Source organism: Pedobacter ghigonis, assembly GCF_903166585.1.
Taxonomy (GTDB): Bacteria; Bacteroidota; Bacteroidia; order Sphingobacteriales; family Sphingobacteriaceae; genus Pedobacter; species Pedobacter ghigonis.
This window is the reverse complement of record NZ_CAESCM010000002.1, coordinates 161,408-186,759: the sequence shown is the minus strand read 5'-3', so window position 1 is coordinate 186,759 and position 25,352 is coordinate 161,408. Positions and strand designations below refer to the sequence as shown.

Genomic DNA, 25,352 nt, shown 5'->3' with positions numbered 1-25,352 from the left:
GTAAAGTACAAATGAAACTGCTTAAGCTCCATAAATGCAACTAACCCGCTTTTTTACTTTGATGGTAAGCAAAGTACGATAAGGTCAAAACTGCCAGAAATATCAGGGGCGCACTGGCATGTCCAATGGTATCGCCCGAGGCCAGGTGTGCAATACTTGCCGAAACGAATACAATTGTAAAACCGGCATAAGCCCACTCTTTGATCAAACCTTTAATGGGTACCAGCAAAACAATTGCACCCAATAATTTGGCAATCCCCAATTCTACCCTAAAATAATCGGGAAAACCCACATGCTGAAAACCCTGTTTAACCTCCGGGTTGGCAAAATAGGAATAGGCCGAAAAAACCATCATCAACGAAACCAATGCTGTTGATATCCAATACGTAATCTGAATTGCTTTTGTATTCATAATTTTTTTGAGGCAAACTTAGGTACTTTTACTATCCAAAAGATACTACTTTCCCAAAGGATAGTGGTATCGTTTAGGAAAGCACGTAACTTTGCCTCATGGGACCAAAAGATAAACACCACGATAAATCTGCCTGCACCGCCAGCATGAATGCCATTAAGGATGCACTGTATGTGTTGAACGGTAAATGGAAACTCCCTTTGATTTTGAGTTTACAGGACCGGCCGCTGCGTTTTAACGAAATTCAGAAATCGCTGGGAGAAATTACTCCAAAAATCCTTTCCAAGGAATTAAAAGAACTCGAATTGAATGAGTTTGTGATCAGGAAAGTGTTCCACACTACACCTGTAACGGTAACCTACGAGTTAACCGAGTACAGCGGAACCCTCGACAGTGTAATTAATGAGCTGAGGGAATGGGGAATGCAGCATCGCGAACGTTTGGTAAAAAACCGAAGGAAAGAAACAAGCGTGGAGGAGAAAAGCGCCTAGCTTCATCATTCAGATATTCTATTTTGGGTCTAAAAAAGCAAAAACCTGAATATGATAAAATTCGGCTATCTTTGCAGAAAATAAAATCGATGGCGATATTACATAGAAAAGAAGAAAAAATTCAGGCGGTGCTGGGGAGGTTGCCTAAAAAATATACAGAAGAACAGTTTTTAGAGATGTTCATCAAACTTTATTCAAAAGATTGGGGCAAAATTAGATCGGCCTATACCAAACAAGCACAGGATAAAGAGCCGGGTACCGTAATTAACATGCCTAAACCAGATGTTTATCTAAAACAATTACTGGCAATTTATTTACAAAACACAGCGGCAGCTGAAGTAAAGGAAGAAGTTGTTGCCGAGCCGGTTGCTGAGGTTAAAAAAGCTAAAGCCCCAGCTAAAAAGAAAGAAACTGCTACAGAAACAGAAAAAGCAGCACCTAAAAAAGCCAAAGCACCAGCCGCGAAAAAAGCTGCTCCCGCAAAAGAAATCGAGGAAGAAACAAAGAAACCAAAAGCCGCAGCAAAAAAGCCAGCAGCAAAAAAATAAAAATATTTTAAGCGTTATATAATAAATCGCCTTTTTGGTTGTTTATATATATGAGAGCGTTAATTTAGATGACGGGGATAGGTCGGTATGATTTATCCCCGTTCTTTTTTTACCGCAATTTCGACTGGTGTAGTCGGAGGTCAGGTGTCCCTCATGTCTTAGTGGTTTATTTTTTGCCACGGATGCACGGAGCCCACGGAAAGGGTTTAATATTTCTTTGTGCCCTTCGTGGCTTAGTGGTTTATTTTTTACTACAAATGCACCAGGAACACAAAGTCTGTTTTTAGTATTTTCAGTGGTTAAAAAAAAGAGATTCTGGCCAGCGCCAGAATGACGGCGTAACAGCTTTGCGCCCTTTGCGGTTAAAAACCCTGAATCAAACATACAATTGTAAATTTCATTCTTTTAATTGGCATATCGGGAAAAGTCGATATACATTTGCATCATGGATCAGGTAGAGATATTTAAAGCACTTTCTAATAAAACCCGTTTACAAATTTTAAACTGGCTAAAAGAGCCCGAGAAAAATTTCCCCGAACAGCCTAACGCTGATTTCGATAACGTTGGCGTTTGTGTAGGGCAAATTCAATATAAGGCAGGCTTATCTCAAAGTACCATTTCCGAATACCTATCTATTTTACAACGTGCCGATTTGGTATGTGCCACCCGCGTTGGGCAATGGACATATTACAAACGCAATAAAGAAGGCATCGAGAAGTTAAGTCAAATCATCAATTCAGAATTATAATCTACAATACATGAACACAGATAGTTTATTCAGGCCATTTAGCCTTAAAACATTAAATACTAAAAACAGGATCGTAATGGCTCCTATGACCCGTTCATTTTCTCCGAACGGAGTACCAACACCTGATGTAGCCAGCTATTATACCAAAAGAGCGGCTGGCGAGGTAGGTTTAATCCTATCAGAAGGAACGGTAATTAACAGGCCATCTTCGTCTGCAGACCCGAATATTCCACATTTTTATGGAACCGAAGCACTTGCAGGCTGGGAAAATGTAATTAAAGGCGTACACAGTGCCGGCGGGCAAATGGGGCCACAAATATGGCACCAGGGTATTCATGCAAATCATGCTTCGGGTTGGGTGCCAAGTACTCCATTTGAAGGCCCTTCATCATTTAACAGTCCGGGATTTGAAAACGGAGTTCCAATGACAGACGCTGCCATTGCCGATACCATTGCTGCTTTCGGACAAGCTGCTGCTGATGCGAAAGCCCTTGGTTTTGATACCGTTGAAATACATGGTGCGCACCAATATTTAATCGACCAGTTTTTTTGGGATGCCACTAACAACCGTACCGACATTTATGGCGGTAAAACCCTAGCAGAACGTACCCGTTTTGGTGTAGAGGTAATTAAAGAGGTGCGCAAAAGAGTAGGTGAAGATTTTGCTGTAATTATTCGTTTATCGCAATTTAAACCTGCTGCCTACGATTTTAAACTGGCCAAAAACGAACAGGAAATGGAGCAATGGTTAACGCCATTGGCTGATGCCGGCATCGATATTTTTCACTGTTCACAACGCCGTTTCTGGGAGCCAGAATTTGAAGGTTCTGACCTTAACTTTGCGGGCTGGGCTAAAAAATTAACCGGTAAAGCAACGATTTCAGTTGGTTCGGTTGGTTTAGACGGCGATTTCTTTGGCGCGTTTGCAGGCCAAAGCTCACAACCGAGCTCTTTAGATGAATTGGTACGCAGAATGGACCGTGGCGATTTTGACCTGGTAGCCGTTGGCCGTCCGCTTTTAGCCGACCCAAATTGGGTTGAAAAAATTAAAAACAATCGCACCGAAGAACTGAAAGGCTTTAACAAAGATGCCTTGATGCAATTGGTATAACAATCTTTATTTTTTCTTTTTAAGTTTAAAAAGCACCTCGAAAGGGGTGTTTTTTTTGTTTAAAGGCTGCGGTGTCGGCTGTTATCTCTTATTGATGAAATCTGAATTGCCCCTACCATTGCCAGAGCCAATAGAAAAATCGTCATTTCGACTGGAGCCGGCCGGTTTTTCACCGGTGGCGGAACGGAGAAATCTATAAAGACAGATTTAGCTTCGCTGAGCACTGCATGGTTCTCGACTTCGTTGCACTCCGCTCGAAATGACGACCTCGGAGAGGCTTTGACTCCATTGACGATATTTTTCCGTAAATTCACCTCTTCAAAAACCAGCATATCATGTCGAACATTAAACTCATTATCGAAGAACGCCCGGCCAATATTGGCAATTTTATGGTTGGCAGGTTATTGCCTTTCAGAGAGAAAAGAATGGTTGGACCCTTCTCTTTTATCGACCACATGGGCCCTGCGGCAATGAGCGATCATGAAAATCTGGATGTTCCTCCGCACCCACATATCGGCCTTTCTACTCTCACATTTCTGTTCGAAGGCGAAATTACCCATAAAGATAGTCTGGGTTCTGATGTGGTAATTAAACCTGGTCAGGTAAACTGGATGACTTCGGGAAGTGGCATTGTACACTCAGAACGGACACCGGAATATTTACGCCATACCGATAAAATGTTGCATGGCTTACAAATTTGGGTGGCATTGCCAAAGGATCTGGAACAGATGGATCCGGAGTTTTTCCACGTGGAAGAGAACGATATCCCAGCCTGGGAACAAGATGGTGTTTCGGTTAAATTAATTGCAGGAGAGGCTTTTGGCCGTAAATCGCCTGTTCCGGTTTACAGTCCGCTGTATTTCTTAGAGTTGAAAAGTACCACGCGTACACAAGTAAACATTGGTGATTACCTTTTTGGCGAAAGTGCCCTTTACATTTTGGAAGGTGCCATAGAAAGCGACGGCCATATTTTTGAGCCGAGACAGATTCTAATTGCCAACGATGCCAAACTTTGCGCGTTTACCATGCACGAGAACACAACGGTTTACATTTTTGGTGGCGAGCCCTTCCCCGAAGAACGTTTTATTTACTGGAATTTCGTGGCATCGGATAAGGAACTGATTGAAAAGGCAAAGCAAAAATGGCTGGAGCAAAGTTTTAAACCTGTACCTGGAGAAACTGGTTTTGTACCCTTACCGCAGCAAAAACAATAGCAAGTGCTAATTTCCTTTTCTGAATAGATTCATATTTACCGAAACGGCTACGCCAGTTGACGATAACCTAGAATTGCCGTAACCAATATCGGTTAATGGGATTTTCATGAACGGTTTGGCACTGATGCTTAAATTGTTGTTGATTTTGTGTTGAAACTCTACACCAATGTTGGCAATTCCTAAATAATGCTGATTACTGCCCCTCACTTCATATTGTTGCGGCCCCTGATAAGCACCATCGTAGCTATAACTGTATTTCTCTTTTAACATGAGGTAACTAGAAAGTCCTGTGCTTACCGATATGGCATTGCGGTTGTTGCCAAAAACCTTATAATTTACATTTAACGGAATATCAATTACATCACAATTGGCATGGATATTTGATGGTGTTACCTTAAAAACATAATTGGTATTGGGTTTATACAAGCTAAAGTCCGAATCGTAAATTTTCTTGGCATAGGTAGCCCCTGTGGTTATACTGAGCTTTTTACTTAAAACATAAGTAGCCTCTACCCCAAAACCGCCACTTAAACTGCTCATACCCGATTTCTGCACACTGGTTAAATCGGGTGCCGCTAAAATACTCAGCACCAATCTTGATTTTTTCTTCAAAACAAGCTCTTTCATCCGCTCAGGTTTCCCGGTTGCTACACTGGCAATCAGATTTTGATCTTTAAAAGTTACCGGATCAGCTTCAGCACTTAGCTTTGGTTTGTATTCAACATTAGCCAGCAGATTTACATTATTTGCTTCAATCGAATTCTGTTTTGACGTGTTGCCCTCAACCAATATATTTTTTTGTACCGGTTTTTGCGCTATACCATCATGAGGCTCATTCGAAGTTAACAGACCTGCATCTTTATTGGCATTTGGCTCGTTTTGTTTTAAAGGTGTTTCGGTAACCTTACCTGCATTATTTTCTGGATTTTCTGGTTTTACGTTCTTTGTATTCCCTTTTTCATTTTTTACCACTTTATCCGTATCAACTGGATTGCCTGATGGTTTCACCAGCAAAAATACAATCAATAACATGGCTGCAATTCCTGCCGCAGCAGCAAGCCAAACCACAGGCACAATTCTCCGCTTTGGTTTTGGATGCAATCTTTCCTCCAGATCATCCCAATCTAAATCATTAAAAGGCAGATCGGGGTTTTCCAATCCATCTTTAAATAATTTATCTATGTCTTTTCCCTCTTTCATTGCATATTTGTATTTAACCTAACCTGTAAAAGGTTTCTATCTACTTCCGAATTTCTTACCTGGTAAGTTTTCGTTTCAGTAACTTTTAACATTTCCTGTAATTTTTGCCGCGCCTTAAACAGGTTCGACTTCGATGTTCCTACCGATATATTTAACATTTCGGCAATTTCTTCGTGGCTGTACCCATCTATAGCAAAAAGATTAAAAACGGTACGGTAAGCCGGACTTAAATTCTGCACCAAAGCCAGCAAATCGTGGTAAGCCAGTTTATCGTACACAGAGCTTACCTGCACAATATTTTCGTGTTCCTGAATATCTACATGATCGGCAAATTTTAAATTGGCACGGTAAAAATCTATAGCGGTATTAGTTATAATCCGCCCAAGCCAAGGCATAAACGCTTTCGACGTTTCGTATTTTGAAATATTTTTAAATGCTTTAAAAAAGCCATCGTTCAGTATCCCTGCAGCATCCAGCCGGTCGTTTGTGTATCGCAAACAAATGCCCATAGCAAAGCTATAGAAATGTTTGTATAGTGCTTTCTGACTATCTCTATCATTTCTAATACAGCCCTGAATATGCTTTTGTATAGTATGTTCGGTATCGCTACTAGCGGTCACATGTTCTCCTTTCAAAACACATTACGGTATAAGTTTACAAAAGGTTGCCTGAAAAATATTTTTTTTTGAAATTATTCTTATTTCTTCTGTTTTAGCAAAAAATCTTCTTGTTGGAAGCAACTATTTACAAAGGCACGGCGTAATAGCAGCATATTATTTTATTAAAGTTAAAACTAAAAACGAAATCTTATGCTAATCTACTTAAAAAGAAACCTTTTGGCCCTGGCCTGTATGGCCCTGGTATTTACGGCCTGCAAAAAGAACAGCGCCGAAGAACCGAAACCCGAACCTGTTCCACAGAAAAAAGGTATTCAGCTGGCAAGCAGTACCACATTCGGAACGGTACTAACGGATAAAGACGGCAAAACACTCTACTTCTTTGCTTCTGATGTAGCGGGCACCCCAACCTGCAGTGGTGGTTGCGAAGCAATATGGCCCTTGTACTACTCGGCTGATGCAAGCACCGACCTAAACTTAAATAAGGCCGACGTTGGCGAAGTTACCCGTGCTGATGGCCGCAAGCAAAGCACTTACCGCGGATATCCGTTGTATTACTACGCCAGCGATGCAGCTGCAGGAGAAATAAAAGGTGATGGTGTTGGCGGAATCTGGTTTGTAGCCAAGCCCGACTATTCGTTAATGATAGCCAATGCACAACTGATTGGCGCAAATACTAAAAGCTACACCAGTGCTTATGTAGAAGGAACAGGTAACACTAAATATTTTACAGATGCATTTGGCAGAACACTTTATGCCTTTGCTCCTGATAAAAACGGCGTTAACAATTATACCAAGGGTACTACGCAGGAAGGAATATGGCCTGTTTATCAATCTGAAGTGCTTATTGCACCTTCTGTTATTGCAAAAACCGATCTTGGTGTAATTACAGTGGCTGCAATCGGCAAAAAACAACTTACCTATAAAGGCTGGCCATTGTATTATTTTGCATCTGATGCAAAAAGAGGCGACAATAAAGGCATTACGGTACCTGGTACGGCTGCTCCCGGCTCTGTTTGGCCATATGTATACACTACAACTGCAGTTGCTCCGGCACCTTAAAATATTTGGGGGTTAGACGGGTAGAATGGTCGGCTGGCGTTGTCGCAGCCGACCTTTTTTATTTTTATGCTTGTAACAAAGCTTGTTTAATTTTTGCAGCAGCTTCGGCAAGTTCTTCTGTTGTTGGTTTCAGTTTTTCTTTGCTAAAGTTCATGTCGCTAACATTGTTCATCGGAATTAAGTGAATATGAGCGTGTGGCACTTCTAATCCAATTACCGAAACACCAACCTTTTTGCATGGGAAGGCAGTTTTTACACCTTTAGCTACAATTTTAGCAAACATCCAAAGCCCCACATAGTGGTCTTCTTCCATATCGAAAATATAATCTACTTCAATTTTCGGGATAACCAGTACATGGCCTGCGGTTAATGGCGAAACATCTAAAAAGGCTAAATACTCTGCAGTTTCGGCCACAACATGTGCGCTGATTTCGCCTGCAACAATTTTTGAAAATATGGTCATTTGAGGTAAAGGGTTTAAGGTGTAAAGGTTTAGGGTTTTTATAGCGGAGAAAAGCCCTTAAGCCTTATACCCTCCGCCTTATACCTTATCTCGAAATTTCTAGAACTTCGAACTGCATTTTACCTGCAGGTACTTCAATTTCGGCAAATTCGCCAACCGATTTACCTAATAAACCCTGTGCAATAGGCGATTTAACAGAAATTTTTCCAGTTTTTAAATCTGCCTCGCTTTCGGCCACCAACTGATAAGTCATGGTTGCACCGTTTTTAACATTTTTTATTTTAACGATAGACAATGCAAGTACTTTTGATAAATCCAGTTTCGACTCATCAATTAAGCGTGCATTTGCCAGCGTATTCTTTAATTTCGATATTTTTGCTTCATGCAATCCCTGCGCCTCTTTGGCCGCATCGTACTCTGCATTCTCCGATAAATCACCTTTATCCCTTGCTTCTGCAATTGCTTTAGATATAAGCTGACGACCGGTTGTAGTTAGATAATGTACTTCTTCTTTCAATTTATCCAACCCCTCTTGGGTATAATATGTTACCTCTGTCATTGCTCTATTAATTTTTATTCAAACGCTATAAAAAACAAACAAGACTACATAGTTGGTTTGCTACATAGTCTTGCTTCAATTATAACGAAGATAAAATGTGGAAATTACAAAAGCAAATAAATTACCATGATTTTTCAGTTTACCCAGGTTTGAGCGAGAATATGAAATTCTTCTATTTTAAGATTAACCCCTTATATCAATCATTCAAAACTCAACAAATTCAATCATTTTGTTAATATGCGAAGTTCGCCAAATCGTAACATTCATTCGAAATTCAATCCTACACTCCTTCAAAATTCAATCATTAGTCTTATTTTTAGCTTAAAATTATTCGTAAAAAATGAAAAAGTTATTTTCTATAGCCCTGCTTATAGGCCTGGGCGGCTATGCAGCGTCTGCACAAGAGCTTTATATGCCACGGAATATTAAAGCGGCCTATGCAAAAGGTACGCGCTCAGCCAGCGGTAAACCCGGACCTAATTACTGGCAAAACCATGGCAAGTACAATATGGATATTAAGGTAGATGCCGAAACGAAAGTGGTTAGGGGCGAGGAAGAGATTTTGTACAGCAACAACAGTACTGATACTTTAAGAAACCTGGCTATCCGCTTTGTTAATAACCTGCATAAACCAACTTCGCCAAGAGGCGGTGCAGTAAGCCCTGATTTTTTAAGCTCGGGCTTAAATATTACAGCTTTTTCGGTTGATGGCGAAACCTATAAAGTGAATAGTAAAGATTGGGGAACGGTTGGCAATGTAAAACTAAACAAGCCTTTGCTTCCCAAATCGAAAATTACGGTTAAGATAAACTGGGATTATCCACTCTCGAAAGAAAGCGGCAGAGAAGGTCAGATCGATCCCAATTCTTTTTTTGTAGCCTATAGTTATCCCCGCATTTCGGTTTTCGACGATTATAACGGCTGGGACCGTATTCCGCATACCGACAGGGCCGAGTTTTACAACGATTTTAACGATTACGAATTCTCGATCAAAGCTCCTAAAAACTATGTGGTTTATGCCACCGGCGATTTCTTAAACCCTGATGAGGTACTACAACCTGAAATTTCGGCACGTTTAAAAAAATCGTACAATGGCGATGAAGTGATCCACATTGCAAACGAACAGGAAATGAAAGACGGTAAGGTTACCGTACAAAAGGATTGGAATACCTGGAAATTTGCCGTAAAACACATTACCGATGTTACTTTTGCCCTAAGCAACCATTACGTATGGGATGGCGCCAGTGTAATTGTAGATAAAAAGACCAACCGCAGGGCAAGTGCACAAGCCGCGTATAACCCAACTACCGGTACCGATTTTGTAAATTCAGTTAAATACAACCTCAATGCTTTAGATTGGTTTTCGAATAACTGGCCGGGCATTCCTTATCCTTATGTAAAAACCATTGCTTTTCAAGGCTTTGCCGATATGGAATACCCGATGATGGTTAATGATTCTCAATTTGGCGATCCGGTTTTTGCGCAACTGGTACAAGATCATGAAGTGGCACACACCTACTTTCCGTTTTACATGGGCATTAACGAAACCCGTTACGCCTATATGGACGAGGGCTGGGCGACCACTTTCGAATACCTGATTGGCATTGCAGAACATGGCAAAGAAGCTGCCGATAAGTTTTACAAAAATTTCAGGGTAGATAAATACATTAACGATAAATCAACCGAAGAAGATCAGCCGGTAATTTCGATGTCTGACCAGGTTTCGGGTGCAGGTTATGGCAATAACTCTTACGGTAAAGCCTCTTTATCTTATCTGGCGCTAAAAGATATGCTGGGCGATGAGTTGTTTAAAAAAGCGTTGCACACTTATATGAGCAACTGGAATGGCAAGCATCCTATTCCATGGGATTATTTCAACTCGATGAATGCAGGCTCGAGGCAAAACTTAAACTGGTTTTTCCAAAACTGGTTCTTCACCAATAACTACCTTGATTTAGCAATTACCAAAGTTAGCCCGGCTGCCGGCAAAGCAACGGTAACAGTTAAAAATGTAGGTGGTTTTGCCATTCCATTTGATGTTGTAGTTACGTACACCGATGGCAAAACAGATACCATTCATAAAACGCCTGCCGTTTGGAAAGCCAACCAGAAAGAAGTTACAGTAACGGTTAATGCAAGCAAAAAGATAAAATCGATTACATTGGATAATGGCATTTATGTAGATGCTACTCCAGCTGATAATACCTGGTCAGCGAAATAGTTAACAGTTTTCAGTTGGCGGTTATTGATAACTGCCAACTGAAAAACTTATCAAAAAATAATCCCCGTTTGTAACGGGGATTGTCGAGATTCGTATTTTTAATGCGTGTTATGTCTGATAAAAGGCGATAAAATCCTCATCCCATCCTCGTTACAAATGAGGACGATTATTCAACATAAAGCGAACTGTAAACTGCCAACTGAAAACTTCTAAGCGTTTTCTGCTTTACAGCTAGCCTCGTGTTTCACCGGAAAATTAAGTGAATTGGCTATAAAACACATTTTATTGGCTTCTTTATGCAGTGCTTCTGCCAGGTCGTAATGTGCCTTATCGGCAATCAGAACCTGTGGGTGCAACGTAACTTCCCTAAACCTGCCGCTTCCATCTGCTGATTCTTCCATTGTACCTACCGCTTCATCCTTATAATCGATTACCACAATTTCGTTCTTTGAGCAAAGGTGCAAATACCACAACATGTGGCAGCTCGATATAGAAGCCAGTAATAAGTCTTCGGGATTGTATTTAGATTTATCGCCTAAAAAGGCCGAGTCTGACGAACCTGAAATATCAGCTTTACCTTTTATTGAAATAACATAATCGCGATCGTATGAGCGATAATCCATTGTACCGGAGCCTTTATTGCCCGTCCAGGTTACTGTAGTTGAATATAAGTGATCTTTCGGCATGATAAATTTAGTTAGATTTTGTAACTCAATTTAAACATTATGATTGAAATGAGGCAAAAAATATCATCTGTTTTTTTCCTACATGGTTAATTTATAATGCTTCCAGTTATTGGGTTACAGACCTTACAGCTTTTAAAAAGTAAGTCCGCTTAACTTCTCAGCCAGAACTTCAGATATTTTACGGTAAGAATCGAATGTCCAGCCGCCTACATGTGGTGTTAAAATCACCTGATCATTCTGCTTTAACTCATTATACCAGGGCTGTTCGCCCAGTGCCGGAAATTTTTCTGTTTGCAATACATCCAGTCCAGCGCCTAATATTTTACCAGCTTTAATGGCATTTAAAACAGCATCTATTTTTACAATTTCGCCACGGGCAGTATTAATGAAGAATATCGGCTTTTTAAAGTGGAAGAAATATTCATCATCCACCATCAGTTTAGTTTCGGCAGTTAACGGGATATGCAAGCTCAAAACATCACTGTGTTTTACAATTTCTTCCATGCTTACCTCGCGGGCAAAGGCATCGCTAAAGCCTGTTTTATATTTATCGTAAGCCATTACATCGACCTCAAAACCGGCAAGTTTTTTAGCAAAGCTCTGCCCCATAAAGCCATAACCAATAATGCCAACCTTCTTGCCTTTCAGTTCGTAACCACGGTTACCTTCGCGGTCCCACAAACCGTTTCTGATTTCGATATCAGCCCTGCGGAAATTATTCATCAGCGAGAGCAGCAAACCTGTAGCGTGTTCGCCAACTGCATCGCAATTGCCTTCAGGCGCATTAATCAGTTCGATATTTCTTTCGAAAGCGATTTTATCATCGATATTATCCAAACCGGCCCCTGCCCTGGCAACAAATTTCAAATTGGGTGCAGCAGCAAAAATTTCGGCATCGATCCTGAATTTCGTTCTAACCGCAATACCTGTATAATCCTTTATTTTCTCCAGTGTTTGTTGACGTGTAATCTGTGGTTCATCATCAACCTCATATCCCAAAGCAATAGCCTGCTCTTTAAATGCAGGGTGCAAATCATCAACAATTAATATTTTTTTCATCTGTTATTGTATCCTCAATGTGATAAACAAAAGTAACATTTTGAAGATCGTTCAATTGTAATATTCCATCATTGTTTTCAACGAAACTGAAAACTGCCAATTGCTAACTGTAAACCGAATTATAACCAACAAAAATATTACCGTAAAATGCCTGTAATAAAATGGTTACGGCTCCTTAATTAAACTTCCTTGCCGTTACTTTGTCTCCCTTTATAAAAATACACGACAAACACTAACTTTTAATGAGACTCTTACATTCGAGAACAATACAAATTACCCTATTACTTTTAACCCTAACTTTTAATGTTTTTGCCCAAACCGGTGGAAAATCAAAAATTACGGGTGTGCTTAAAGATGCCAAAACACAAGAAACCATTCCATTTGCTACAGCAGTTCTAATTGATAAATCGACAGGTAAAAATGCCAAAATAGCCCAAACAGATGTAAATGGTGCATTTGTAATGGCCGATATCCCGAAAGGAAACTTCACCTTTAAAATCAGCTATGTAGGCTACCAAACCATGGTTCGCGATAACGTAGCCATTACAGCCACTACAGGTGCCTTAAATTTCGGCGAAATTAAAATGAACGCAGCCAAAGGCAATGTGCTGAGCGAGATTACCGTAACCGGTCAAAAAGCTGCCATGCAAATGGGGATTGATAAGAAAATATTTTCAGTAGACCAGAGTTTGGTAAGTGAGGGTGGTTCGGCCGGCGATTTATTGCAAAACGTACCTTCAGTTTCAACCGATATGGACGGCAACGTGAGCTTACGCGGATCGACTGGTGTTAAAGTTTTAATTGATGGCAAGCCTTCTTTAATTGCCGGCGGAAATGTGGCGCAAATTTTAGCTTCTATTCCGGCAAGTTCAATTGAAAGTGTTGAGGTAATTACCAATCCATCGGCCAAATACGATGCAGAGGGTCAATCGGGCATTATTAACATTGTATTAAAGAAAAATACCAGGTTGGGCTTTAATGGTTCGGTTGCAGCAACTGCCGGTAACCGCGATAACTACAATGCCAATACCAATTTAAGTTTCCAAAACAGTAAAGTAAACATTTATGGTAACTACAGCTACCGTTATGGCAACCGTGTCGGCGGTGGATTTCAGGATATTACCTACAAATCAGAAGCGGCTACAACGCGTTTTGCAAGTCAAAATACCGTTTCAAAATCGTTAGATAAAGGTCACAATGCCAAAGCCGGTATTGATTATTATGTGGCACCAAAAAGTGTAATCAGTTTATCAGGAGGTTTTAACTCCAGGGCAAACGACCGTAACGAACTGCTTGACATCAGGCAATTAAACATTTCGCAAGCTCCGGTTTTATTGAGCAACAGAACCAATACTACCGACGGTTACGGCAACAGTTACGATGCCAACCTCGATTACGTACAGAAGTTTAAAAAACCGAAAGAAGAACTAACCTTTAATTTTGGCTATTCGTACGGTACCAATAACAACGACCAGAACTACAGTACAACTACCACAAACCGCAACGGCACGCCTATTAACGAAACGTTAAGCTTGCAACGTGTGTTCAATACCGGTAACAACACCAATTACAATATCCAAACCGATTATGCTTTGCCGGTTGGTAAAGCAGGTAAAATTGAGGTAGGTTACCGCAGCCAGATCCGTTTAGGCAACAACGATCAATATGCCGATTCGATCCCAACCAGCACCAATGTATTTATACGCAACAATAAATTGATTAATGGTTTCGATAGTAAAGACCAGGTGCATGCGCTTTATTTTAACTACCAGAACCAGATTAAGGATTTTGGTTACCAGATAGGTTTAAGGGGCGAAGATGCGCGTTTAGACACACACCTCGAAGGTTATACCAATGATGTGTTAACTGCCAGCGAAGGAAACATCCATTACAAAAGAATATACCCAAGTGTTTTCTTAACACAAAAGCTGAAAGGCGAAAACCAGCTTCAGTTAAGCTATACCCGCCGTGTTAACCGCCCTCGTCCATGGGATACCAACCCTTTTTTAGATGTTTCTGATCCATTAAACTACAGAGGTGGTAACCCCAACCTAATCCCTGAAGATGTGCATTCATTTGAGCTGGGTTATAGCAAATACTGGAAAAAAGTAACTTTAACTTCAAGTCTGTATTTCCGTCAAACCAATGATGTGATTCAAAGGGTGAGAAGCACACCGGTTAACGGCATTATTACTTCAACACCACAAAACTTATCACACCAGATTAATAGCGGGGTAGAGTTAATCGGTCGTTTTGATTTAATCAAACCCTTAAATTTTACCACTAACGTAAACCTTTATCAGGCTAAGTTTGCCGGCGATGCCAGATTTGATATCCCTTCGAGCAGTGGCTTTAGCTGGAATGCGAACCTTACCGCAAACTTAACCGTAGTTAAAAACCTGTCGTTACAGCTCCGTGGCGATTACCGCGCCGCTGAAGTAATGGCGCAAGGTAAGCGTAATGCGATGTATGGTGTAGATGGTGGAGCCAAATACGATTTCCCGAACAAGAAAGCTTCGTTAAGCTTCAATGTAAGGGATGTGTTTAATACCAGAAGGTGGAGCATGACTACTGAAGATAAAGCAACCATTGTTGATTTTGAACGCCAGTTTCAGGGAACAATGGGTAACTTAACCTTCTCTTACCGTTTTGGAAAAACAACATTTACGGGTGCAAAAAAACAAAAGAGAGACGATCAGGACAACCGTCCTGATGAAGGATCGTTTTAATTTTACCAAAGGTGCTTAGTAAATTTGCTAAGCACCTTTTTAATTTATCAGCTATTGGGAAAACTTTTACTTAAGCTTTGCTTTGTATCTCTAGCCCTCTTATTTGGCACTTCTACGGCCTTTGCTGCCGAAAAAGGTGTAATTAGCGGGAAAGTGGTTGAAGAAGTTGGTGGATTATCCATTCCATCGGCAGTAATTTCCGTTTACATAGATGGTTCCGAACAGCCGGTTGTTACTTCTGCCACCGATGAAGATGGCCGGTTCAGCATTAAGAACCTAAAACCGGGAAATTATAGCATTCGCGTAAGTTTTGTAGGTTATGCCTCCCTGAAAGTAAACGGCATTGCCCTAACCGAGAAAGATTACGACAAAAACCTGGGGTCGTTAAAACTTAGCTCTGAGCAAAATTCACTGCAGGAAGTCACCATTACCGTACAAAAACCACCTATCGAATTTGGCGCTGATGGCGTTACCTATAACGTGGGGTCTACCCTGCTTGCCGAAGGTAGCACCGCAACCGATGTGCTTAAAAACGTACCGATGGTACAGGTTGATATTGATGGCAATGCTACCATAGCCGGCAAAAGAAATACCCGTGTGTTTATAGATGGGAAACCATCGGACTACATGACCTCTAACATAGCTGATCTGCTCAATGTACTCCCCTCAGATGCGATTGATAAAATAGAGGTACTAACCAACCCACCATCCAAATACAGCGGCGATGGCGAAGGCATCATCAATATTGTGATGAAAAAAGGTTTCAAAGTTGGCTTTAACGGGAATGCTGGCATTGCAAGTGGCCTGCAAGGCAATGGCAATACCAACGCAAATGCGTCCTACCGGGGTAAATCTTATGCCCTTAACGGTAGTGCAGCTTACCGTTATAACGTGAGCAAGGGCGATAGCCATAATTTCCGCGAGAATTTCTTCCCGGATACAACCTTTTACTATGACCAGTACGGTGCTTACAAAAACCACAACAATGGCGGCAATTTCAGATTGGGTTTAGACTGGACCATTAGCCCGAAACAGAGTTTACGCCTGTCAACCAATTACAACCTCAACCATACCAGTTCCAATTCTTCAACAGATCTTCATTATTTAGATGAAAGCCACATAGAAAGCCGGCTGCGTAATCAGCTCAACACCGGCAACGGCAACAGCAACAATTTTGTTTTTAATACCGATTACGACTTGCAAACCGATACCAGTGGAGGAAAAATATCGTTAGGCCTAAATTTCAACACCAATAAAAATATCGATTTCCGCAGCTACAACACTACCTATACTCAAACAAGCACGCTAAAACCCAGCCTGCAGCAGAACAATAACAATACCGGGAACCGCGGATTGAATATTACCCTGGATTACGAAAAACCAATATTTAAAAAGCGCGACCGTATTGAAGCCGGCCTGGCCTTTAGCTATAGGAAAAATGATAACGACCTGCTGATCGAAAATTTCAATTTTGCCACGCAACAATTTATACGCAACAACAAATTATCGAACCAGTTTTTATACAACGAAAACATCGGGGCAGCTTATGCTTCGTATAATTACCGTAATGTAGGCTGGGGCGTAAAAACGGGTGTAAGGGCCGAGCTTACCGATGTAGCTTTCGATTTATCTACCGGCGAGAACTATAATGTAAAACCTTATTTAAGCGTTTTCCCCAACCTCTCCTTAAACCGTTTTTACCGCAAGCGTTACAACATCGGGGCTACCTATAGCATCCGCATTAACCGGCCGAGGGAAAATACATTAAATCCTCAGGTAAACAACGTTGATACACTGAACATTTCTTACGGAAATCCGAATTTATCACCAGCCTATACGCATCAGTTTGATATCAATTTTGGGGCATTTGGCCAGAAGTGGTCTTTTAACCCGAGGTTATCATATTCTACCAGTCAGGGGGTTATAGAACGCTACCGAACAGTTACCTTAATTCCGGGATCAAACACTGCGCGATCTGAAAACACTTTCGACAATGTGGGTACCAACCAATCGCTATCGCTTGTTTTAATTGGTAATTACCGGCCAACAAATAAAATATCGGCCAACGGAAATTTCAGCGTGATACAAAGCAATTATAAATCGCAGCTAAACAGTTCTTTAAACCGCGACGGAATTAGCTTTAGGGCGGCAATTGGACTATCGATGCAGCTGCCCTTTAAAACAGCTTTCGAATCGAATTTAAATTACGCCAATAATGCCAATGCACAAGGCCGCAATAAAGGCTCTATGACATCCAATTTCTCGGCCCGCAAAGTCTTTTTAGGTAACAGATTAAACCTGCGCGTAACCATCAACGATATTTTAGGCAACCGCACCAATACGTTTTTTAACGAAGGTCAGAACTTCAGGGTAGAGAATTATTCGACCAACAATACCCAGAATTTCACCTTTAGTATCAATTACCGTTTCACCAAAATTAAGGTAAATAAAATTCCACCGCCACCGCCGGCAAAACCGCAATAAGCTAAGCGGATATGCTTATATTGCGATATGGAAGATATTAATCCCTGGAAAACGCTGCAAAGCGATGTAAAATACGATAACAATTGGATTCGCGTAACCGAGCATCAGGTAATCAACCCATCGGGCGGAAAAGGTATTTATGGTGAGGTGCATTTTAAAAACCTCGCCATTGGGATTTTACCACTTGATGAGGATTACAATACCTGGCTGGTTGGTCAATACCGTTACCCCATAAAAGCCTACAGCTGGGAAATTCCGGAAGGTGGTGGCCCTTTTCATGAGGCGCCTTTAGACAGCGCCAGAAGGGAATTGCTGGAAGAAACAGGCATGAGTGCCCAAAACTGGAAAGAAATTCAAAGATTGTACATTTCCAATTCCGTAAGCGATGAGCTTAGCATCATTTATGTAGCTACCGGGCTTATTCAAGGTATTGCCATGCCCGAAGAAACAGAAGAACTGATACTAAAAAAATTACCGTTTGAAGAAGCCTACCAAATGGTGCTCAATGCCGAAATAACCGATTCGATAAGCGTAGCCGCAATTTTAAAAGCCAAAATCATGATGCAAAACGGCGAATTGTAATGGAATAATCAAAGCAGAATAATTTATTCTTATCTTTGCCATCCATTAAATCAACCAGATGAGCAAGCTTTTTGGCTACATTTTAAGCCCGATTTTCTATATCCTCTTCGGATTATTCCTTTGCATCTTCCACCCCATTCAATGGTTATGCTTCAAGCTTTTTGGCTATAAAGCACATAAAATTTCGGTTGATGTGCTCAATTTCTTTTTAACATATAGCCAGCTATCGCTGTTCAACTCCATCAGCTTTAAAAACGAATACAATTTGCCTACCGACAGGCCTATTATTTTTGCTGCAAACCACCAGAGCATGTACGATATCCCTTCGTTAATCTGGTTTTTGAGAAAACACAGTGCCAAATTCATTTCCAAAATAGAGCTCACCAAAGGCATTCCATCTATATCCATTAACCTGCGTTTGGGTGGCGGGGCCAATATTAACCGTAAAGACAATAAACAAGCCATTTCTGAAATCATAAAGCTTGGCCGCCGCATGAAAGAAAACAACTGGAGCACGGTTATCTTTCCGGAAGGAACAAGGGCTAAAGATGGCCAGGTAAAAACATTTCAGTTTGGCGGTATCGCTACCATTTTAAAGGTTGTACCCAATGCGCTGGTAGTTCCGGTTGTGATAGAAAATTCATGGAAGATTGTACGCTTCGGCATGTACCCCCTAACCACCGGCAATGCCCTGAAATGGACGGTATTAAAACCCATAGAACCTGAAGGAAAAACAGCCAACGAGATTACTTTGGAAGCCGAAAATGAGATCAGGAAAGTTTTAGGGCAGGAGGTTGAGCAGAATATCTTATCAGGTGCAGAGTAGGGCGTATTAAATAAAAAGTATCGGGTAGAGGGTATCAAGATTAAAGAGCTAAAAGCTTAATCGTACCCCCGAGTCTGGACTTCAGACTAAAGACTCAGGACTGATGACTAAATATTCTTATTCCCGATTACCCTAAAAAATTCGTCGCGGTAAGTATCTCCAACAGGAATAATTTTCTGGTTGATAGTAATACGGCTCCGCTCAATGCTTTCAATTTTATCAACAGCAACAATATACGATTTGTGCACGCGGATAAACTGACTCTGTGGCAAAGCTTCTTCCATTTTCTTCATACTCTGCAATGTAATTACACGCTCATCTTTGGTGAAAATAGAAATGTAATCTTTTAACCCTTCGATATAAAGGATATCGTGCAGGTAAATTTTCTGGATTTTATGCTCTGTTTTAACAAAAATATAATCCTGCACCGGGTTAGGAGTACCCGAAAATGGTGCTGGTGTAACTAAAGGCTGAGCCACGCTTGCAGGGGCTTCTACCGGCTTAACCTGGTTGTGTACTTTTTCTACAGCTTTATAAAAACGATCGAAAGCAATTGGCTTTAACAGATAATCAGAAACGTTCAAATCGTAACTCTCTAAAGCATACTGCGGATAAGCTGTAGTTAGAATATAATGGCATTTATTACCTGCAATCTTCAAAAACTGGATTCCCGTTAATTCAGGCATCTGAATATCCAAAAACACGAGATCAATCCCACCAGCCTGCACAATCTGCAAGGCCTCTATTGGGTTTTCGCATCTTTTAACCATGGTTAAAAAGGGTACTTTTGAGATATAATCCTGTAAAATATCAAGCGCTAAAGGCTCATCATCTACAACAATACAGTTTAGGTTCATTTTAGATTTTAATTTAATTCACGATTTAACGTATATCCGGCTTACAAACGGTTTCCGGTTATATATCAATCATCAGTTCGCAGGTGTAATGCGTAGCCGAATTTACAACATTTAATTTATATCTGTCGGGATAAACCAATTGTAAACGTCTTTCTACGTTGGTTAAACCTACCCCTCCCTGCGCATCTTTATTTAAATGGCTTTTTTTATTAATTACACTAAAATGCAAAATCTTCTGGTTGGCAATAATATTTATTTTAACTGGCTCTGAGGGGTCGTTTACTACACCATGTTTAAAAGCATTTTCTACAAACGAAATCAGCATTAAGGGCACAATCTTCTGATCGTCTATCTCTCCGTTCAGCGTAAGCTCTATGAAAGCGCCATCTTTAAACCTGATTTTTTGCAGTTCGATATAGTTGGTTAAATAATCTACCTCTTTGCTTAAAGATACCGTTGGCGTATTGCTTTCATAAATCATGTAACGCATAATTTCCGAAAGCTTCATAATGGCATCGGCAGTTTTATCCGATTTCTGATAAGCCAGCGAGTAAATATTATTTAAAGAGTTGAACAGGAAATGCGGGTTTAATTGAGATTTCAGAAACTGAAGTTCCATTTCGCGGCGTTCGCTCTCTAAATTTCTTTGAATCCTTTCACTAGAGAACCAATCGATGGTGAATTTTATAATACAACTGCTGATAATGAAAAAACCACCTACAAATGCTTTCCCTATAAAATATTCATTTACATTATATTCACTTTTATGTCCCCGCACTACCATCATATCGGCAGGATTTAAAACCGCAATTACCGTTTTTATTAAGGCAGCAACCCCAATCATGAGAAAAAAAGCAATAACGTAGAGCCAATACTTTTTTCTCTTCTTAATCAATTCAGGGATTAAGAAAATATAATTAATGTAAAACACAGACACATTTAAGATTCCAAAGGCTCCAAAAGAAATTAATTCCCTTTTTAGCGTTGCCTCCGAAGTGCTTGTTATAAGAATACCCCCTGCACCTATCAAAATTATTGCCCAGAAAATACTATGTAAAATTAGAACTCCCTTACTTTCCTTCATTTAAAATATGTTTATCAATTAAAAGCATAAGGCCAATAATTGTGTTAATCGCTTGATGCATCCAAAGTAAATAAACTTTCAATTTAAACCGAACACAATCTACCAACGGGCATTTTTTTTCTACCAACGGCCCAAAGGTCAAATTTTATCGACAAACGCCAAAATTGGCTGTTGATCTAGAATCTTGAACACTTGGTATAATACATTTTAGCAGCTTGTTTTTCTTGAGTTTCTTTGAATCATCAAAACGAAAACAATATGAAAACTACATCAGCAATCAACTTAAAAAACCAAGCAGTAACTGCTGATGCCAGCTTCACTGCCTCTCAAATAAAACAATCTATCATGAAAAAGTTAGCAAACACATCGCCATTTTTATTTTTATTATTTCCAGTATTTATGATGATGATTTTAACCCTTACGGTAAGCACCAACAGGAACGATGCCGAAATTGTTGTAAAACCAGCTAAAGCTTCAACAACAATTGTAAAACAGGTATCAGCTATTTTCAAATAAGCATAATGAGTAATTACGCTATCGAAACTGTAGGCTTAAATTTTAACTTCGGCAACCAGGCCATTTTAAAAGAACTTTCGCTACAAGTACCAAAAGGCAGTATTTATGGTTTTTTAGGCCCAAACGGCGCCGGTAAAACCACTACCATTAAAATATTGCTCAACTTATTAAAATCGCCTTCCGATCAGGTATTTATTTTCGGTAAGGAGATTAACCACAACCGCATAGCTATACTAAAACGTGTAGGTGCCCTGGTAGAGCAACCGGCCATTTATGGCCACCTAAGCGGTAAAGAAAACTTAATCAACCGCTGCATTTTACTCGGTATAAAAAAAAGCAAGGCCAGCGAAATGCTGGCCCTTGTTGGTTTAACAGATGCCGCCGATAAAAAGTCGAGCAAATATTCGCTGGGCATGAAACAACGTTTAGGCATTGCACTTGCACTGGTTTCAGATCCCGAATTGCTTTTGCTTGATGAACCTACCAATGGCCTCGATCCTAACGGCATTATCGAAGTACGCAACCTCATGATAGAGCTTGCGGTAAAACACCATAAAACAATTCTGGTTTCAAGCCATTTACTGGCCGAAATAGAAAGAACAGCCACTCATGTTGGCATTATCAACAAAGGGCAATTATTATTTCAGGGCACTATCGATGAACTTCATTTGCTAAGTAAGCCTATGCTCGAGATTGATGTAAACGATACTGAAAAAGCAGGCGAACTGATTTCAAAATCGGGTTACGAAATTGTAAGCCAAACCGATAAAAAGATTACCGTTCCTTTTATTTCGACGGAGCATAGTGCGGCATTAAATGCCTTACTGGTGCAAAATGGCTTTAAGGTTAGCAGCTTATATCAACAGCGAAAAGACCTCGAAAATTTATTCCTCGATATTACCAACACCAACTAATATGCGCTCTTTATACATTTCGTTAGTATCCGAATTTTACAAATCGAAGAAAACCCTGGCTTTCTGGGCCGCTATATTGCTACCGCTAATTATATGCGGACTCATTACTTTCGGTTTTTACTCCGGTTCAGAAAAGATTTTAAGCTTTCACTACCCCCCAATGGTGTTGTGGGCACAGTACAGCGGTGCAGCCCTTGGTGTAATGGGCATGTTGGTAATGCCATTCTATGTTATATTTATGGCTTTTTCGGTAAATAATATTGAACATAAAAACGACACCTGGAAAACCTTGTTTGCACAACCCTTAAACAAACTGGCTATCTATGCAGCAAAATACCTCTACGCAGTAGGCTTAATATTTATTTCATTGTTTTTATTTGCCGCACTAACCTATGGTTTTGGTCACCTGCTGCAGGTACTTGTGCCCAAATACAACTTCAATCAATACGATCCAACGGGCATTTTAATCAATGCCTATACCAAATTATTCTTATCATCGCTGGGTATTTTATCGCTGCAGTTTATCCTGAGTTTGGTGTGGGCCGATTTTCTGAAACCCATGGGAATAGGCTTTGTAGGCACCATCATGGGGATCATTACCGCCAATGTTGGTTGGAAATATGCTTATTTAATTCCCTATTGCCTGCCAACTCTATCCTTAAGGATGAATAAAGTAAAAAAAGGTGTCGATCCGCTTGATTTCCCTGTTTTTACACAAGAAATATGGACCAGCTTAATTTATGCGCTCATCCTGTTTATCGTCGGTTATTTTATAGTAAGCAAAAAGAGCATTAAATGATCCATTTGAAAAGCAATTCAGTATTTCATTTTAGCGTTAATTCTTCTTTATATTACAAGCCCGCTCTCGATGAAATATCGGGATCGGGCTTTATTTCATCCGATAGCTATCGGCAAGGCTTATTTTAGGCCCGTTCTGTTAAAAAAAATCAGTTTCTGTTTCAAAATATCATAAAAAAGTCTGTATCCGTGTAAAAATCTCATTGTAAAACAATTTGAAGGGGTTTAAAATGTATTTTTAAATTAAAATCACCTAACAAATTATTCTAATGATCAAAAGATTTACCACTACAGCACTGGCCCTTGGCTTTTGCTTCTCGGCTTTTGCACAAGATATCCCCGATGCAGCCATAGTCCAAAAAATCAGGAAAGAAGGTCTTGAAAATTCGAAAGCAATGGACATAGCCTTCAATTTAACCGATGTAAGCGGTCCACGCTTATCCAATTCGCCGGGTTTAAAAAAGGCACAAGATTGGGCAGTTAAACAATTAACCGACTGGGGACTTAAAAACGCGCACCTCGAAGCCTGGGGAACTTTTGGTAAAGGCTGGCAAACCGATAAATATTATGCAGCTACCACACTTCCTTTCTACCATGCCATTATTGCCTCGCCAAAGGCGTGGACACCTGGCACAAACGGCCCGATTAAATCGGAAGTAATCCTTATTAAAGCCGATAGCGTTGCCGATTTAGTTAAATATAAAGGCAAACTGGCTGGTAAAATCATTATGATGGATCAGGGTGCACCTTTAACCAGTGGTACGAAAGCCGATTTTGCGCGCTATGCCGATTCTACTTTAGCACAAATGGCCGCTGCAAAACCACAGGCTGCAGGCCCACGACAACGCCCTGCTGGCGGCCCAATGGCCGATAGAATGGCACAAATGATGAAAATGCGTGAAGTACGTGCTGCCATAAATGCCATGCTGGTTGAAGAAAAGGTTGGTTTAATCTTAACTTATGCCCGTGGCGGACAAGGCACATTTTTTACCAGTAACGGCGCTTCTTATGCCCTTGATGCTAAACCGGTATCGCCTGAACTGGAAGTAGCAGCAGAAGATTTCTTACACATATTACGTCTGTTACGCGCGGGCAAGCCCGTAGAAGTTGAAGCTGACATTAAAACTTCATTCTATGATCAGGATCCACAGGGCTACAACGTAATTGCCGAGATACCGGGTACCGATAAAAAATTAAAAGATGAAGTGGTAATGATTGGCGGCCATTTCGATTCGTGGCATGCCGCAACTGGTGCTACCGATAATGCAGCTGGTTCTACCGTAATGATGGAAGCCATGCGCATTTTAAAAGCAATCGATTTTAAACCGAAACGCACTATCCGCATCGCCCTTTGGAGTTCAGAAGAGCAGGGTTTGTTTGGTTCGAGAGGTTATGTAGCCAAACATTTTGGCGATCCGAAAACAATGGTATTAACCCCCGATCAGAAAAAAATATCAGCCTATTACAATCTCGACAACGGAACCGGAAAAATACGCGGTATTTATTTACAGGGCAATGCAGGAGCTGGTCCGATTTTTCAAAGCTGGTTAACTCCGTTTAACGATTTGGGCGCAAACACCGTTACCATTAACAATACAGGCGGTACCGATCATCAGGCTTTTGATGCTGTTGGTATTCCGGGTTTTCAGTTTATCCAGGATCCTGCCGATTACAATACCCGCACACACCATAGCAATATGGATACTTACGATAGGCTGGTAGAAGACGACCTGAAACAAGCAGCTACGATTATTGCTTCTTTTGTTTATAACACCTCACAGCGCGAGGCACAAATTCCAAGAAAAGAACTTCCGGCACCACAACCAGCAAGACCATAAAAGCAAAAAATAGCATAAAACAAAAGCCTGCACATTTGACTTTAGCGATCAAATGGCAGGCTTTATTATTTATTGAGAGGTTGTTTATATCTTAGTCCTTAAAGGGACAATATTCTTTCTTTAAATGCCCATACAATCAATTGGTATGAATTTCTTAAATCGAGTTTCCTTACCATATTTCTTCTATGCGTATTAACAGTATGTTCGCTAATAAAAAGCATTTCGCCAATTTCTTTACTGCTGTAGCCCATTGATAACAGATGCACTATTTCAACTTCTCTTTCGCTTATCGCGCTATGATTTTCCTGAAGCAGGATATTATTTATCATTTTG

At 40.5% G+C, this 25,352-nt stretch carries 25 protein-coding genes; 15 read left to right on the top strand and 10 right to left on the bottom strand.

Going from position 1 to position 25,352, the window contains the following annotated elements; all coding sequences use genetic code 11:
• Window positions 1-40 precede the first annotated feature (40 nt).
• Entirely contained in the window at window positions 41-412 is a 372-nt protein-coding gene (locus HWV58_RS04035; protein ID WP_175632867.1) for a DoxX family protein, read from the bottom strand.
• A 98-nt stretch (window positions 413-510) separates the two neighbouring features.
• On the opposite strand from HWV58_RS04035, the gene HWV58_RS04030 reads away from it, so the two are divergent.
• From HWV58_RS04030 to HWV58_RS04010, 5 genes are all read left to right on the top strand, one after another.
• Window positions 511-903, top strand: a complete 393-nt coding sequence (locus HWV58_RS04030) for a winged helix-turn-helix transcriptional regulator (protein ID WP_175632866.1) — start codon at window positions 511-513, stop codon at window positions 901-903.
• 89 nt (window positions 904-992) lie between these two features.
• Window positions 993-1,451 (top strand): hypothetical protein, encoded by a 459-nt coding sequence (locus HWV58_RS04025; protein ID WP_175632865.1) that lies wholly within the window; start codon window positions 993-995, stop codon window positions 1,449-1,451.
• Window positions 1,452-1,896: 445 nt separating this feature from the next.
• Window positions 1,897-2,199: an ArsR/SmtB family transcription factor gene (locus HWV58_RS04020; protein WP_175632864.1), complete on the top strand. Its 303-nt coding sequence runs from the start codon at window positions 1,897-1,899 to the stop codon at window positions 2,197-2,199.
• 10 nt (window positions 2,200-2,209) lie between these two features.
• A complete protein-coding gene (locus tag HWV58_RS04015) occupies window positions 2,210-3,310 on the top strand; it encodes an NADH:flavin oxidoreductase (RefSeq protein ID WP_175632863.1) in 1,101 nt (366 codons plus the stop codon).
• 335 nt (window positions 3,311-3,645) lie between these two features.
• Window positions 3,646-4,524, top strand: a complete 879-nt coding sequence (locus HWV58_RS04010; RefSeq protein WP_175632862.1) for a pirin family protein — start codon at window positions 3,646-3,648, stop codon at window positions 4,522-4,524.
• Between the two features lie 6 nt (window positions 4,525-4,530).
• Here HWV58_RS04010 and HWV58_RS04005 read toward each other — a convergent pair whose 3' ends face one another.
• Window positions 4,531-5,724 carry a porin family protein gene (locus HWV58_RS04005; RefSeq protein ID WP_175632861.1) on the bottom strand — a complete coding sequence of 398 codons (1,194 nt, stop codon included), beginning with the start codon at window positions 5,722-5,724 and terminating at the stop codon, window positions 4,531-4,533.
• Window positions 5,721-6,359 carry an RNA polymerase sigma factor gene (locus HWV58_RS04000; protein ID WP_235972645.1) on the bottom strand — a complete coding sequence of 213 codons (639 nt, stop codon included), beginning with the start codon at window positions 6,357-6,359 and terminating at the stop codon, window positions 5,721-5,723. Before HWV58_RS04000 ends, HWV58_RS04005 begins: the two co-directional genes overlap by 4 nt.
• A 174-nt stretch (window positions 6,360-6,533) precedes the next feature.
• Here HWV58_RS04000 and HWV58_RS03995 point away from each other — a divergent pair, with 174 nt between their 5' ends.
• Window positions 6,534-7,403 carry a hypothetical protein gene (locus HWV58_RS03995; RefSeq protein WP_175632860.1) on the top strand — a complete coding sequence of 290 codons (870 nt, stop codon included), beginning with the start codon at window positions 6,534-6,536 and terminating at the stop codon, window positions 7,401-7,403.
• A gap of 64 nt (window positions 7,404-7,467) precedes the next feature.
• On the opposite strand, the gene HWV58_RS03990 is transcribed toward HWV58_RS03995, so the two are convergent.
• Together HWV58_RS03990 and greA are read right to left on the bottom strand one after the other, a co-directional pair.
• Window positions 7,468-7,866 (bottom strand): HIT family protein, encoded by a 399-nt coding sequence (locus HWV58_RS03990; RefSeq protein ID WP_175632859.1) that lies wholly within the window; start codon window positions 7,864-7,866, stop codon window positions 7,468-7,470.
• 85 nt (window positions 7,867-7,951) lie between these two features.
• Window positions 7,952-8,425: a transcription elongation factor GreA gene (gene greA / locus HWV58_RS03985; RefSeq protein WP_047798983.1), complete on the bottom strand. Its 474-nt coding sequence runs from the start codon at window positions 8,423-8,425 to the stop codon at window positions 7,952-7,954.
• A 340-nt stretch (window positions 8,426-8,765) separates the two neighbouring features.
• Between greA and HWV58_RS03980 the strand changes: the two genes are divergently transcribed.
• Window positions 8,766-10,646: a M1 family metallopeptidase gene (locus tag HWV58_RS03980; RefSeq protein ID WP_175632858.1), complete on the top strand. Its 1,881-nt coding sequence runs from the start codon at window positions 8,766-8,768 to the stop codon at window positions 10,644-10,646.
• A 209-nt stretch (window positions 10,647-10,855) separates the two neighbouring features.
• Here the strand turns inward: HWV58_RS03980 and HWV58_RS03975 are convergent, their stop codons facing one another.
• The gene (locus tag HWV58_RS03975; RefSeq protein ID WP_175632857.1) at window positions 10,856-11,332 is read right to left on the bottom strand and encodes an OsmC family protein; all 477 of its coding nucleotides are present in this window, start codon (window positions 11,330-11,332) and stop codon (window positions 10,856-10,858) included.
• Between the two features lie 132 nt (window positions 11,333-11,464).
• Window positions 11,465-12,391: an NAD(P)-dependent oxidoreductase gene (locus tag HWV58_RS03970; protein ID WP_175632856.1), complete on the bottom strand. Its 927-nt coding sequence runs from the start codon at window positions 12,389-12,391 to the stop codon at window positions 11,465-11,467.
• Between the two features lie 242 nt (window positions 12,392-12,633).
• On the opposite strand from HWV58_RS03970, the gene HWV58_RS03965 reads away from it, so the two are divergent.
• Genes HWV58_RS03965 through HWV58_RS03950 form a run of 4 tightly spaced genes read left to right on the top strand, consistent with a single transcriptional unit; the run spans window position 12,634 to window position 19,012 of the window.
• Window positions 12,634-15,120, top strand: coding sequence for an outer membrane beta-barrel family protein (locus HWV58_RS03965; protein ID WP_175632855.1), 2,487 nt, complete (start codon window positions 12,634-12,636; stop codon window positions 15,118-15,120).
• Between the two features lie 54 nt (window positions 15,121-15,174).
• Window positions 15,175-17,604, top strand: coding sequence for an outer membrane beta-barrel protein (locus HWV58_RS03960; RefSeq protein ID WP_175632854.1), 2,430 nt, complete (start codon window positions 15,175-15,177; stop codon window positions 17,602-17,604).
• A gap of 27 nt (window positions 17,605-17,631) precedes the next feature.
• Complete coding sequence (locus tag HWV58_RS03955) at window positions 17,632-18,186, top strand: NUDIX domain-containing protein (protein WP_175632853.1); 555 nt, start codon at window positions 17,632-17,634, stop codon at window positions 18,184-18,186.
• A gap of 58 nt (window positions 18,187-18,244) precedes the next feature.
• A complete protein-coding gene (locus HWV58_RS03950; protein WP_175632852.1) occupies window positions 18,245-19,012 on the top strand; it encodes a lysophospholipid acyltransferase family protein in 768 nt (255 codons plus the stop codon).
• Between the two features lie 107 nt (window positions 19,013-19,119).
• Here the strand turns inward: HWV58_RS03950 and HWV58_RS03945 are convergent, their stop codons facing one another.
• Both HWV58_RS03945 and HWV58_RS03940 read right to left on the bottom strand, forming a co-directional pair.
• Entirely contained in the window at window positions 19,120-19,869 is a 750-nt protein-coding gene (locus HWV58_RS03945; RefSeq protein ID WP_175632851.1) for a LytR/AlgR family response regulator transcription factor, read from the bottom strand.
• Window positions 19,870-19,927: 58 nt separating this feature from the next.
• Window positions 19,928-20,764 (bottom strand): sensor histidine kinase, encoded by an 837-nt coding sequence (locus tag HWV58_RS03940; RefSeq protein WP_235972644.1) that lies wholly within the window; start codon window positions 20,762-20,764, stop codon window positions 19,928-19,930.
• A 534-nt stretch (window positions 20,765-21,298) separates the two neighbouring features.
• Between HWV58_RS03940 and HWV58_RS03935 the strand changes: the two genes are divergently transcribed.
• From HWV58_RS03935 to HWV58_RS03920, 4 genes are all read left to right on the top strand, one after another.
• Window positions 21,299-21,469, top strand: a complete 171-nt coding sequence (locus HWV58_RS03935; protein ID WP_175632849.1) for a hypothetical protein — start codon at window positions 21,299-21,301, stop codon at window positions 21,467-21,469.
• Window positions 21,470-21,474: 5 nt separating this feature from the next.
• Window positions 21,475-22,383: an ABC transporter ATP-binding protein gene (locus tag HWV58_RS03930; RefSeq protein WP_175632848.1), complete on the top strand. Its 909-nt coding sequence runs from the start codon at window positions 21,475-21,477 to the stop codon at window positions 22,381-22,383.
• 1 nt (window position 22,384) lies between these two features.
• On the top strand, window positions 22,385-23,182 hold the full coding sequence (locus HWV58_RS03925) for an ABC transporter permease (protein ID WP_175632847.1): 798 nt from the start codon (window positions 22,385-22,387) through the stop codon (window positions 23,180-23,182).
• A 268-nt stretch (window positions 23,183-23,450) separates the two neighbouring features.
• On the top strand, window positions 23,451-25,019 hold the full coding sequence (locus HWV58_RS03920) for a M28 family metallopeptidase (protein WP_235972643.1): 1,569 nt from the start codon (window positions 23,451-23,453) through the stop codon (window positions 25,017-25,019).
• Between the two features lie 98 nt (window positions 25,020-25,117).
• Here HWV58_RS03920 and HWV58_RS03915 read toward each other — a convergent pair whose 3' ends face one another.
• Entirely contained in the window at window positions 25,118-25,348 is a 231-nt protein-coding gene (locus HWV58_RS03915) for a response regulator transcription factor (protein WP_175632846.1), read from the bottom strand.
• Window positions 25,349-25,352: the final 4 nt, after the last annotated feature.